Annotated in this window: 11 protein-coding genes; 7 read left to right on the top strand and 4 right to left on the bottom strand. The window is 55.0% G+C overall.

The features are described from left to right. Positions 1-80: 80 nt before the first annotated feature. The 4 genes from hutI to hutU are packed head-to-tail and all read left to right on the top strand — an operon-like array spanning position 81 to position 5294. A complete protein-coding gene (hutI, locus tag ABWV47_RS10675) occupies positions 81-1283 on the top strand; it encodes an imidazolonepropionase (RefSeq protein WP_353311537.1) in 1203 nt (400 codons plus the stop codon). Next, positions 1280-2815, top strand: coding sequence for a histidine ammonia-lyase (hutH, locus tag ABWV47_RS10670; protein ID WP_353311535.1), 1536 nt, complete (start codon positions 1280-1282; stop codon positions 2813-2815). Before hutI ends, hutH begins: the two co-directional genes overlap by 4 nt. Continuing rightward, a complete protein-coding gene (gene hutG, locus ABWV47_RS10665; protein ID WP_353311533.1) occupies positions 2815-3615 on the top strand; it encodes an N-formylglutamate deformylase in 801 nt (266 codons plus the stop codon). Before hutH ends, hutG begins: the two co-directional genes overlap by 1 nt. Beyond that, on the top strand, positions 3612-5294 hold the full coding sequence (hutU, locus tag ABWV47_RS10660) for a urocanate hydratase (protein WP_353311531.1): 1683 nt from the start codon (positions 3612-3614) through the stop codon (positions 5292-5294). Before hutG ends, hutU begins: the two co-directional genes overlap by 4 nt. Positions 5295-5617: 323 nt before the next feature. Here the strand turns inward: hutU and ABWV47_RS10655 are convergent, their stop codons facing one another. Further along, positions 5618-7414, bottom strand: a complete 1797-nt coding sequence (locus ABWV47_RS10655; RefSeq protein ID WP_353311529.1) for a methyl-accepting chemotaxis protein — start codon at positions 7412-7414, stop codon at positions 5618-5620. A gap of 432 nt (positions 7415-7846) precedes the next feature. Here ABWV47_RS10655 and ABWV47_RS10650 point away from each other — a divergent pair, with 432 nt between their 5' ends. Continuing rightward, a complete protein-coding gene (locus ABWV47_RS10650; RefSeq protein WP_353311528.1) occupies positions 7847-8623 on the top strand; it encodes a CHASE4 domain-containing protein in 777 nt (258 codons plus the stop codon). Between the two features lie 263 nt (positions 8624-8886). On the opposite strand, the gene ABWV47_RS10645 is transcribed toward ABWV47_RS10650, so the two are convergent. Further along, a complete protein-coding gene (locus ABWV47_RS10645; protein ID WP_353311527.1) occupies positions 8887-9933 on the bottom strand; it encodes a Glu/Leu/Phe/Val family dehydrogenase in 1047 nt (348 codons plus the stop codon). 151 nt (positions 9934-10084) lie between these two features. Between ABWV47_RS10645 and ABWV47_RS10640 the strand changes: the two genes are divergently transcribed. Then, positions 10085-10537 (top strand): Lrp/AsnC family transcriptional regulator, encoded by a 453-nt coding sequence (locus tag ABWV47_RS10640; protein WP_353311526.1) that lies wholly within the window; start codon positions 10085-10087, stop codon positions 10535-10537. On the opposite strand, the gene ABWV47_RS10635 is transcribed toward ABWV47_RS10640, so the two are convergent. Both ABWV47_RS10635 and ABWV47_RS10630 read right to left on the bottom strand, forming a co-directional pair. After that, a complete protein-coding gene (locus tag ABWV47_RS10635; protein WP_353311524.1) occupies positions 10534-11028 on the bottom strand; it encodes a GNAT family N-acetyltransferase in 495 nt (164 codons plus the stop codon). The two genes, ABWV47_RS10640 and ABWV47_RS10635, sit on opposite strands and share 4 nt — an antisense overlap. 43 nt (positions 11029-11071) lie before the next feature. Further along, on the bottom strand, positions 11072-11635 hold the full coding sequence (locus ABWV47_RS10630; RefSeq protein WP_353312084.1) for an HD domain-containing protein: 564 nt from the start codon (positions 11633-11635) through the stop codon (positions 11072-11074). Positions 11636-12198: 563 nt separating this feature from the next. Here ABWV47_RS10630 and ABWV47_RS10625 point away from each other — a divergent pair. After that, positions 12199-12513: a hypothetical protein gene (locus ABWV47_RS10625; RefSeq protein ID WP_353311523.1), complete on the top strand. Its 315-nt coding sequence runs from the start codon at positions 12199-12201 to the stop codon at positions 12511-12513. The last annotated feature ends 36 nt before the right edge of the window (positions 12514-12549 follow it).

Raw genomic sequence — 12549 nt, 5'->3', positions numbered from 1 at the left:
AAAATCCCCATTGACAGTCAATTATGTGCATACATATTATTAATAACCACGATTAATGCAAGTCCAGAATTGGGGATACGATGCTGTTGGTAAATGGCTCAATAGCGACGATGGAATTGGGGCAGGGGCCGTATGGCTTGATCGACGATGGCGCAATTGCCATCGCGGGGCGGGACATTTTGTGGGCCGGGTCGATGCAGGATGTTCCAAAGGATTACCATGGGTTTGAGACCCATGATCTGAATGGGCGTTTGGTGACGCCTGCACTGATCGACTGTCACACCCATTTGGTGTTTGGCGGCAATCGCGCGGCTGAATTTGAGGCGCGATTGAGCGGAGCCAGCTACGAAGAGATCGCCCGCGCTGGCGGGGGGATCGTGTCCACGGTGTCAGCGACAAGGCAGGCGGATGAAGACGCGCTGCTTGCTGATGCGCTCACCCGCGTGGATGCGCTGATCGCCGAGGGTGTCGCTACGATTGAGATTAAGTCAGGGTATGGCCTGACCATAGAAGATGAGATGAAGATGCTGCGTGTGGCACGTCGCATCCCAGATCATCGCGAGGTTCGTGTGCTCTGCACATGGCTGGCGGCGCACGCGGTCCCGCAGGAATTTGATGGGGATGCTGAGGCCTATCTGGACAGGGTTGTGCTGCCGGGGATGGATCAAGCCCACGCGATGGGATTGATCGATGCGGTGGATGGGTTTTGCGAAGGTATTGCGTTTTCACCCGCGCACATAAGACGTGTCTTTGAAAAGGCCACATCGCTTGGACTGCCGGTCAAATTGCACGCAGAGCAGCTGACGAATCTGGGTGGTGCAGCGCTGGCAGCTGAATTCGGTGCGCTGTCTGCTGATCATCTGGAATATCTCGACGATGCGGGTGTGGCGGCCATGTCAAAGGCTGGGACTGTGGCGGTGCTTTTGCCGGGCGCATTTTACACCCTTCGCGAGACGCAGGCGCCCCCTATCGATGGGTTCAAAGAGCATGGTGTTCCCATGGCTGTGGCCACAGATTGCAACCCCGGCTCATCGCCACTCGCCTCGATTTTGCTGGCGATGAACATGGCGGCGACCCTGTTCCACATGACCCCGGAGGCGGCGCTTGCGGGAACAACGCGGAACGCTGCTGCGGCGCTCAAGTTGGGCGACGCCGGCACCATTGCTGCGGGCAAACGGGCTGATTTGGCAATCTGGGATGTCCGCCATCCTGCAGAGCTGACTTATCGGATTGGATTTAACACGCTCAGCCAGCGCCTTTTTGAGGGAGTTTTTACCCAATGACTTTGACACCGGGTGCCGCCACACTGGCACAACTCGACGCAATCTATCGGGGCCGTCAGGCATCGACATTGGACCGGACCTGCCGAGATAGGGTCGAGGCAGCCGCAAAGATGGTGATGGACGCGGCCAACGGGGATGCGGCCATCTACGGTGTGAACACTGGTTTTGGCAAACTTGCCAGCCTGCGCATTGACGCCGATGACACCGCCCAATTGCAGCGGAACCTTATCCTGTCGCATTGCTGTGGGGTCGGCGAGGCAACGCCACCGAATGTTGTGCGGCTCATGATGGCGTTGAAGCTCTTGTCGCTGGGCCGTGGGGCTTCGGGGGTTGCGTGGAAAACGATTGAACAGATTGAGGCCATGCTGGCCGAAAATGTGCTGCCTCTCGTACCGGCTCAAGGGTCGGTTGGGGCGTCCGGCGATCTGGCCCCTCTCGCGCATATGGCAGCGGCCATGATCGGGGAGGGGGACGTGACCTACGATGGGCAGACTATGCCCGCTGCCAAGGCCCTTGCCGCTGCTGGACTGTCGCCCATCGTTCTGGGCCCCAAAGAGGGGCTCGCGCTGATCAATGGCACACAATTCTCAACCGCCTATGCGCTCGCAGGTCTTTTTGAAGCTTGGGACAATGCCCGCTCTGCTGTTGCCACGGGTGCGTTGTCCACCGACGCAATCATGGGTTCAACCGCACCATTTGAGGCGGAAATCCACGATTTACGCGGTCATCGCGGCCAGATCGACGTGGCAGCGGCGCTGCGGACCCTGATGAAAGGCTCAGCCATTCGGGACAGCCATCTGAACGGCGACAAGCGCGTGCAGGATCCCTATTGCATCCGTTGTCAGCCACAGGTGACGGGGGCCGCCATCGACCTTTTGCGCCAAGCCGCCCGTACGCTTGAGATCGAAGCCAATGCCGTCACCGACAATCCGCTGGTGCTCGCGTCTACTGGACAGATTGTCTCGGGCGGGAATTTCCATGCAGAACCCGTGGGGTTTGCGGCCGATCAGATTGCGCTGGCTTTGGCTGAGATCGGGGCAATTGCACAGAGGCGGGTGGCGCTGATGGTTGATCCGACGCTTTCGTTCGATTTGCCACCCTTCCTGACTCCAGAGCCAGGCCTGAATTCCGGCTTCATGATCGCCGAAGTCACCACGGCGGCACTGATGAGCGAGAACAAACACCTCGCCAATCCGTGTTCAACGGACTCGACCCCCACCAGTGCCAACCAAGAAGACCATGTTTCGATGGCAGCCCATGGTGCGCGCAGGTTGATGCGAATGAATGAGAACTTATCAAACATCCTTGGTGTTGAGCTGCTTTGTGCAGCACAGGGTGTTGAGTTTCGGGGGGGATTGCAGACCAGTTCGACGCTGTCTGCAGTGATTGCCCGCCTGCGCCAAGTCAGCGCGTCCCTGAGAGATGACCGGTATCTAGCGGGGGACATCGCGGCAGCCGCTGCTCTGATCGAGAGCGGAGAAATTGCGACGGCCGCAGGGCTGGACGACATTCTTACACTGGAGGCCCTGTGATGGAGCCTGTCTCGATCGCACGAGGCGACAGCTGTCTTGTTCTGGCGATGCCCCATACGGGCACCTGGATGCCGGAGAGCGCCATGATGGCTCTCAACGATCGCGGCCGACAATTGACGGACACCGATTGGCATATAGACCGGCTTTATGCGGGGCTTATGCCTGATGCAACAATCGTTGCCGCGAATTTCCACCGCTACCTGATTGATGCCAACCGCGACCCAAGAGGGCAAAGCCTTTATCCGGGTCAGAATACGACTCAGCTGTGTCCAGTGACGGATTTCGACGGAGCGCCGATCTATGCCGCCGGGCAAGAGCCTGATGCCAACGAGGTGGCGGCGCGGCTGGCGGCGTTTCACAGGCCTTACCACGCTGCCATCGAGGCAGAGCTGATGCGCGTGAAAGAAGCGCATGGCATTGCGGTGCTCTACGATTGTCATTCTATCCGGTCCGAGATTTCCTTCCTCTTTGACGGGGTGTTGCCTGACTTCAGCATTGGCACAAATCTTGGGGTGACCTGCGCCTCTACTCTGGAGGCCGCCGTCCAAGGTATCTGCGCCAGAGATGACGGCTACACCCACGTGTTGAATGGCCGTTTTCGGGGCGGCTGGACGACGCGCCACTATGGTCAGCCAGAAAAAGGCATTCATGCAATCCAGATGGAATTGGCGCAGTCAACGTATCTGGAGAACGAGACCTCTCCATGGCGATACTCCACCACCAAGGCCACCCGCCTGAGGCGCCCCCTGAAAGACATATTGAACGCTCTAAAGAACACCGCACAGGAGATCGATCCATGACTCAGAACCGCAAGAATGTCCGCGATATCTTTCCAGCGACCGGTCCGAACATCACCGCCAAGAGTTGGCTCACTGAGGCAGCGATGCGCATGTTAATGAACAACCTGCATCCCGATGTGGCAGAGAGCCCGCACGAGTTGGTCGTTTATGGGGGCATTGGCCGTGCCGCGCGCTCTTGGGAAGATTTCGATCAGATCGTCGCCAGCCTTAAGACGCTTGAAGATGATGAAACTTTGCTGGTGCAATCGGGCAAGCCGGTTGGCATTTTTCGCACCCATGCGGATGCACCGCGGGTGTTGATTGCCAATTCAAACATCGTTCCGCATTGGGCCAATTGGGATCATTTTCATGAGCTCGATCGCAAGGGGCTCATGATGTATGGCCAGATGACGGCTGGGTCATGGATTTACATCGGAACCCAAGGCATTGTTCAGGGAACCTATGAAACGTTTGCCGAGGCAGGTCGCCAGCACTATGGCGGCAACCTTAAGGGCAAGTGGGTTCTGACCGGAGGGCTTGGCGGCATGGGGGGGGCGCAGCCTCTGGCGGCTGCGATGGCGGGTGCCTGCTGTTTGGCTGTAGAATGTAACCCTGACAGCATCGATTTCCGCCTACGCACCCGCTATTTGGACGAAAAGGCGGAGACGCTGAGTGAGGCTCTGGAAATGATCGAGCGCTGGACGGCGGCGGGTGAGGCGAAATCCGTAGGTCTCTTGGGCAATGCCGCCGACATTTTTCCGGAACTGGTGGCACGCGGCGTCCGTCCGGACATCGTGACCGATCAGACCAGTGCCCATGACCCGGTGAATGGCTACCTACCCCAAGGCTGGACGATGGCTGAGTGGCGCGAGAAACGAGAAAGCGATCCGAAGGCGGTCGAAAGGTCCGCCCGCGCCTCAATGAAAGTGCATGTGGCCGCAATGGTGGACTTTTGGAACGCGGGTGTGCCGACGCTGGATTATGGCAATAACATCCGGCAGGTGGCATTGGAGGAGGGGCTCTCGAACGCCTTCGCCTTTCCAGGCTTTGTGCCGGCCTATGTCCGACCGCTCTTTTGCAAGGGGATCGGCCCGTTCCGTTGGTGTGCTTTGTCGGGCGATCCAGAGGACATCTACAAGACCGACGCCAAGATGAAAGAGCTGTTCCCGGACAACACCCATCTGCACAACTGGCTGGACATGGCTCGCGAACGGATCGCCTTTCAGGGATTGCCCGCGCGGATTTGCTGGATCGGGCTCGGGGATCGGCATCGGGCGGGGCTCGCGTTCAACGAAATGGTGCGCAATGGTGAGCTAAAGGCACCGGTTGTGATCGGGCGAGACCACCTTGATAGTGGCTCTGTTGCCTCGCCAAACCGTGAAACCGAGGCGATGAAGGATGGGTCCGACGCCGTTTCGGACTGGCCGCTTCTGAATGCCCTGCTGAACACAGCCAGTGGCGCCACATGGGTGTCGCTCCACCATGGTGGCGGGGTCGGCATGGGCTTCTCCCAACACTCTGGGATGGTGATCTGCGCGGACGGCACCGATGATGCTGCACGGCGGCTGAAGAACGTGTTGTGGAATGATCCAGCCACAGGTGTAATGCGCCACGCGGATGCAGGCTATGAGATCGCAACTGACTGGGCCAAGCAGCAAGGTCTTGATCTCCCATCCATCAAGCCGTCTGGAAGAGCGTAGTGCGTTGGTTCGGCTCCCTACGCTGATGCTTTGAAGAAGCTGGCGCATTGTCCATTGCGCCATTTAAGATCAACGGCGCCTCAAATTGTTGATGCCAGTGAGGCGCCAACAACCTGACAATGCCCGTCTTCATGGCACGATCCCTCCCATTTGCGGGATCATTGGTGGAGAATGCCGGCATCAATCTCGCCGGTTTTTGGGTTGCAGGTCACAGCCAATGGCGCCCGCGCCTGTCATCGCCGTGTTTGGCGCCACCCGAAATCAGCAGGACCATGAAAATCAATGCATCCTGACCTGAGTTCGGGTGGTGGCTTCAACAAGAATTAGGCGACTTGATCAACGTCCTCCAGAGCATCCAACTCTGCAGAATCCGGCTCAGTTTGAGTGTCGTTCTCGACAAAACGCGCAAGGGTCTCTCGGAGATGAGCGGCTTCGCCTCTCAGTTGGCGACTGGTCGCTTCAGTTTCTTCGATGGCAACCGCGTTTTGTTGACCGACTTGGTCGAGCTCGTTTATCCCGACGCTGATCTCTTGGCATCCCGCGGCCTGTTCCGACACGGAATTCGAAATGTGTGATACCGAACTCGCGATGCCGCCAATACTATCCGAAATGTGGTCAAATGTATCTGCAGCGGCCCGCACCAAATCTTCTCCTGTCTTCACCTGAGATGCACTTTGATCGACGATGTTTTTGATTTCGCGGGCGGAGCCTGCAGCAGAAACTGCAAGTTGGCGGACTTCCGAAGCCACAACAGCAAAACCCCGTCCGGCCTCACCAGCGCGGGCTGCTTCCACCCCTGCGTTTAACGCCAACAGATTTGTCTGAAATGCGATGTCGTCAATCGACGAGATGATGTTGCCAATCTTTGACGAAGAATCTGCGATGCCATGCATTGCTTGCATCACCTTGCTCATCTCAGTGTTGCCTTGTTCAGCTAGCTTTTTACCCTCATTTGCTTTGTCTTCCGACGATTTTGCAAAATCGGTGCTGGTTTTCAGACCGGATAGCAATTGGTTCAACGCTGCTGCCGATTCCTCTAGAGTGGCGACTTGTGTTTCCGCGCGCCGCGACATTTCTCCTGACATGCGGGCCATTTCGACAGCACTGGAGTCGACGACCGAGGAGCTTGTGTCCAGCTGGGAGACAAGATTCTCGAGAGACGACGCCAGAGAATTAAAGTTGCCACAGAGATCGGTGTAGGTTTGACCAAGTTCAGTCCATTCGCTCGAGTCAATTTCCAAGCTCATTTTCCCACCTTTCAGGTCGTCCATGGCGCTTCTGAGCTGCTCAAACAATTTAACTCGGAGAGCGTTTTTGTGATCAGCTTCGCTTCTGTCCAGTTCCGCCTGACGCAACCTTTGACGAAGTTCTTCGGAGTATCTGGCAATTTCACCGACTTCGTCTTTGAATTCGACGCCCTGAACTTTGGACCGGTAGTCTTCATCAGACAACTTCTGAATAGCCTTCGCGACAGAGACCACTGGAGCACTCAACCGCTTGCCAAAGATAAATGCGATCAAAATTGCAAAAACAACTGCTGCGGAACTGCTTGCCCACAGAATCAGCTCTCCTTTTTGCACGAGGTTTGAAATGGCTTCTTCTGCTTCGGCTTTTGAGCTGCTCATGGAGTCTTGTAAACCGTTGATCGAGTCTTTCAGCTCATAGACCAAAGGCAAAACATTCTCTGATGCGCGCTCCACTCTCAATTCCAGATCGGGCGTCTCCAGGCTCTCATAATGCTCCGCGATTTTTTGAAGAACATCACGCTGAGAGTTGAGGACCTCAAATTCCTCAGCCTGTACAGCAGAAGGAATTTCAACGTCGATAAAGCGGCCTTGGGCCAAGTCAATTTCGGCCTCCACCTCTTGCATGTTGCCCGCAAAACCCGAGAGACCCTCAGGGTTGCCGATAGCGAATGAAAGCAAATCGCCGACAGCCTGTTCTATGTCCTCTTTCATGTCATCAAGGCTTTTGACCTGAGTGTTTGTGATTTGAGAAAGCTGGAGGCTGGCGGTCAGCTGGTGGTTAACAAAAAGTGAAGATGTGACGATGGCCAACGTCACTGATAGCAATGCACAAGCAAATGCAAAAATCTGCACGCGAAGTGAGAAATTTCTCATGGCTTTTCCTGTCAAAAAAATTTGTTGCCCGTTCGTATTCCAAGAAACTTAAAATTCCCTTGTTCTGGAATCGTGGCTCAAACGGTGTCAGGTCAACGCTGGTGCTTGTGCCTTGGGCAGCAGCGGTTTTTTTTGGCTTATTTCGACAGCCGGAGTGATCTTGTTACTAAATTATTGATGTAATGGGATAAAATATCGAAAATCCAAGCGGGATTTTCAAAAATCAACCTTTTCTTGCGTACCTACCATGGTACTGTTGGGTAGGAGTGAGATTTTCCTCCCTCCATTTTTGGAGGCAAAATGGCACGAACGCGTGATGTTAGGTTCAGGACCCACTTCGTCATAATTCTGTTGGTCAGCTTTGTGTTTCTTTCTGCGGTGCATAGCTCGGTGTACTATAGAATTTGGGCTTCTGCGTTGGCGACGGACGAGATGGAAACCGCGCTGGTAGAAAAGGTCTTCGACAACTACCAGCTGTTGCTGAAAACCGAACTAGAACGATACGCGGCTTCAAACGCAGCGTACGAAAATGTTTCTATAAATTTTGATGAAAGTTGGATTGAGCGACGGTTCGGCAGCGAACTTGGAGCCACCACAGGATACGATTACGCCCTGATGATCGGGCGCAACGGAAGAGTTGTATTTCAACACTCGCCTGATCCTGAGGCGCAAAAATTTGAAGATTTGGCAGAGCTTCAAAGCATTGCGCGCACGTTTTTGGGCATTCACGCAGAATACAGTAGCATCAAAAAGTCGGAGCCAGACTTAAGAACAACGTTTGCACCGTTCTTCGAGAAATTGTCGGCGGTGGAAATTATTGAGATCGGTGAAGAGGTCGCCATTGCCACTTCATTTGCCATTGTTCCGGACCCTGGAGGCATAGAGCTCTCGAAGGAACCGCCCTATGTTTTGGTCACCCTCAATTTGTTAAACTCTGCAAATTTGGGCCGGTTGCTGGATCTGTTGCCACTGTCGGATTTACAATTTGGCAAGACCATACCGGGTGGCAAGAACGGTGTCGCAGTGGCCATTGATACCGGAGAAGTCGTTGGATACTTGAATTGGAGCCCTGTGAATCAGTCTCGGTCCATCATTCATGCGAGGACTCTTTTTGTGATTTTCGCCTCAGTCGCACTATTTGTTGCAACACTTGCAAGTTTCTTTTTCTTAAACCGGCTGACCAGTTCGCAGAAACCTCCCTCGGTCTGATCTAGAGTGTGCCGATCTATCGGAGGAGCCTTAAGCCATCTCTGATGGCGGAGTTTTTGGGGCCAAAGCCGGTGGAAACTAAGAGAGGGTTTGGTCTGATTGTGCGGCGTATGGCCGGTGATGCACGTGTCGCGCTTGGAGCGGTTTTCGTTTGCTCCTTTCTCTCTGTAGAAATCATTGCATTTCGCCGGATGCCTCACGCAAAACACTCGCCAGATCTCAGCAATCTGACGAGGCTCTGAGAGGTGACTGGACTTTGGGTGTTATGCGGCGCGATCGGCCAGCATTTCATCAACAATTGAAACGGCAACACGCGCAGGGCTGCACTCCATCGTTTTCGCACGATCAAAGATGCGGCCAAGAGTGGTTTCTACTGCGGCGAGTTTGTCGCTGACATAGGTGTCGCGGTCATCAATGCGCAGAACTTCGGTGGCGACGTTGATGATGCCACCGGCATTGGCGACAAAGTCGGGTGCATAAAGAATGCCACGCGCGTGCAGGCGATCGGCATCTTTGGTGGTGGCAAGCTGGTTGTTGGCTCCGCCACACACTGCGGATACCTGAAGGTCTGGAATCGTCTGCGCGTTGAGCACTGCGCCAATGGCACAAGGCGCAAAAATATCAGCTTTGGCAGACAGGATAGAGTCCGGGTCTGCGATTTCCGCGTGGTACTTATGCGCGATATCGGCCACGCGTTTTGGGTCTATATCAGCAAGAATGAGTGTCGCGCCTGCCTCATGCAGAAGCGCACAAAGATATGTGCCCACGTGACCCAGACCCTGAACCGCAATTGTGCGCCCGGTTAAGTTTGGCGACCCAAAACGATGCTGTGCAGTGACTTTAATGGACTGAAAAATACCACGCGCCGTGATGGGGGATGGATCACCGCTGGCATGGGGGCCGCTTGGCAGGCCTGCGACAAACTTTGTTTCACGTGCCAGCAGTTCCATGTCTTGCGGCGTCATGCCCATGTCTTCGGCGGTCCAGTAGGACCCTTCCAAAGTAGATATGGCGTTGGCAAAGGCGAGCAATTGCGCTGTGGTTTTTTTGCGTGAATCGCCCATGATCACCGCTTTGCCGCCACCCAAAGGCAAACCTGCGGCAGCGTTTTTGTACGTCATGCCTTCTGAAAGGCGCAAAGCATCCGTCAAGGCTGCGTCTTCGGAGGCATAGGGGCGCATGCGCAACCCGCCCGCTGCGGGGCCCAGCTTGGTTGAATGCACAGCAATGAACCCGGCCAATCCAATTTCGGTGTCTTGCACCCGCAAGACAGTTTCGTGGCTTTCGATTGGCAAGCGGGAGATTTGCATGGCGTGTCCTGTGGTTTTCTGGGTTTGTCCTGACTCGAAGTGATCGCAAAATGCCACAGGTTAGAGAGTGGTTTTCCCCAAAGTTCCCCATATTGTGGTGACAATTTGGAGGTTTTGGTGTGAATTTGGGGAAAAGTTGGAGATTCTCACTATGGATGACATAGATCGCAAGATTATCCGCGCGTTGCAAAAAGACGGGCGGCTGAAGATTGGCGAATTGGCGGAACGGGTTGGGCTTTCGGCGACACCCTGTGCGCGTCGTTTGGACAGGTTGCAGGCGGATGGGGTTATCACCGGCTATGGTGCGCGGGTGGACCAACGCAAGCTGGGCTTGCAGGTGACCATTTTTGTGTCGGTCGAATTGGAGCAACAAGCGGCGGAATTGATGAAAGATTTTGAGCGCGCCGTCGGCCAGTTTGAAGAGGTCATGGAGTGCTACCTGCTGACAGGGTCGCGCGATTTCCTTTTGCGGGTTGTGGCCTCTGATCTGGAAGCGTTTGATGCCTTTCTCCAACATCGCTTGATGAAGGTGAAAGGCGTGCGCACGATCCGATCCAACTTTGCGTTGCGCGCCTTGGTGCAACGTGACGTGCTGCCGGTTTAGAGCCTGAAACGTTTGACGGTTTTCGCCACAGGGGTGCCATCGCCGAGCAGCTCGTTGGGCTTATGTTTATAGGTTTCAAAGCCTCGGCTTTGATAATAGGCCAGACCACCTTCGTTGTCAGAGCGGATTTCTGCGTTGATCCAAGTATACCCCATGTCACGTCCAGCAGATTTGGTGGCCTCAAACAGTTTGGTGCCAATTCCCAGTCCGGTGCGACCGGTTTTGACAAAGGTACCGATTTCACAGGCTTCGGGTGGTAGGCCTGCAAATGGGCCGATCCACTGAAAACCCAGCAGAGTGCCAGAGGCATCTAGCGCAACGTGCCAGACCGCTTTCCCCGGATCCGCCATAAGCCATCCGCTTAATGTGTCACGAGACATGGGCTCGGTAAGAGCCGTGGTGCCGCCCGCACTGATAATTTCGTTTATCAAGTCTGCAGTTTGGCGCAGGTCGGTATCTGTGCCGCGTTGAATTGAGATGTCAAAGTTCACAGAAGAGTCCTCAAAAGAGAGTCTAGTAATGCCTAAAGTGTTGTTAGATCTGTGCAAGCAAGGAAGCGTGACGCTTGGTATAATCTTTGCGCACCTCAAGCGGGGGACGCAGACGGATGGAAAGGCCCTCGATCACTTTGGGGTCGGGAATGCCAAACAGTTTGTTGGCTTCAGGAATGGAAAACCCGGCGATCTGGGTGGCTTCCATCCAGGCGGAGATTTTGTCGGCTTTTTTGATCTGCGTTTTTAGGCGCTTCGGGGTTTCAGCCGGGAGGCCAAAGCGGATGTGGATGGCTGCCATAAGCCGATCATCGAGCTTGCCATAACTGGGGCCGATGGCAGCCTTGACCGGAGAGATCATATCGCCAATGACATATTCGGGCGCGTCATGCAGCAGCGCGGTGAGGCGGGTTTTTGGCGTCGCGGATGTGTACATCCGGCCGTAGATTTCCTCGACCAGAAGCGAATGTTCAGCCACGGAATAGGCAAAATCGCCGTGGGTTTGGCCATTCCAACGCGCCACAAAAGCCAGTCCATGGGCGATGTCTTCGATCTCGATGTCCACGGGGGTCGGGTCCAGCAGGTCCAGCCTGCGGCCAGACAACATACGCTGCCATGCTCGTGCCAATTGCGTGTCTCCCAAATGCTCTTAGCCCGTCCTACGCCAGAGAACGGGGTTTAGGCAACAGCCGCGAAGTTGGACAGATCGTTGGGTTAACCGGCGCTTGCGCCAGCGGTGATCAGCGCATTGCCAATCACAATCAACGTGCCCATCAACAGGACCGTGGGGATGAAGAGTGCAGACCGAAACATGGCCCTAAATGGCAAAAAACTCATAACCAAAACCTTAACAAATTCATACTTCTTATACCTTGGTTATCAATGTCTTAACAGTCAGGAGACTCTGACCTTGGCATAGGTGTAAGTGCCCTAATTTTGGGCAAAGCCACATTTTCGCCACATTTGGATCGCAGGCTAAATGTGTGTCGAGATCACGCGCTGCCAACAAATCAACGTGATCATGTGTGTTTTGCAAATGCGCAGCGCGATACCGACATGACTAGCGAGGGGGGCACGTTACTAACCGGCTTCCTCCTGCGTGTCCCCCTCTCCAACCTCAACGTATTTGAGCCCAATGGGCTTGATGGTTGCGCGAGAAAGGAGAGCGCTATGTTTAAGAGACTTGTAGGAACAGCTTTGTTGTTTGGGATGGCTGCGGCGGCACCGCCAGCGTTTGCATCAGGATGTGGCAGCCGAGATGTGATGATTGAGCGGTTGGAATCCAAATATTCAGAAGGATTGACGGCAGCAGGGCTGCAAGCCCGAGGCGGGCAGAGCACCGTGTTGGAAGTTTGGTCGTCTGAGAAAACCGGCACATTTACCGTGATTATGACCACGGCAGACGGCGTATCGTGCATTGTTGCCGCTGGAACGGACTGGCATCAGCAAAAAGTGGCGATCACAACGCCAGGAGTTGAAGGCTAGTAACGTTGTAGAAAGCCCTTATGGGTGTTATCTGGG

This window comes from Shimia sp. NS0008-38b (assembly GCF_040370365.1).
GTDB lineage: Bacteria > Pseudomonadota > Alphaproteobacteria > Rhodobacterales > Rhodobacteraceae > Shimia.
This window is presented reverse-complemented; position numbering and strand designations above follow the sequence as displayed.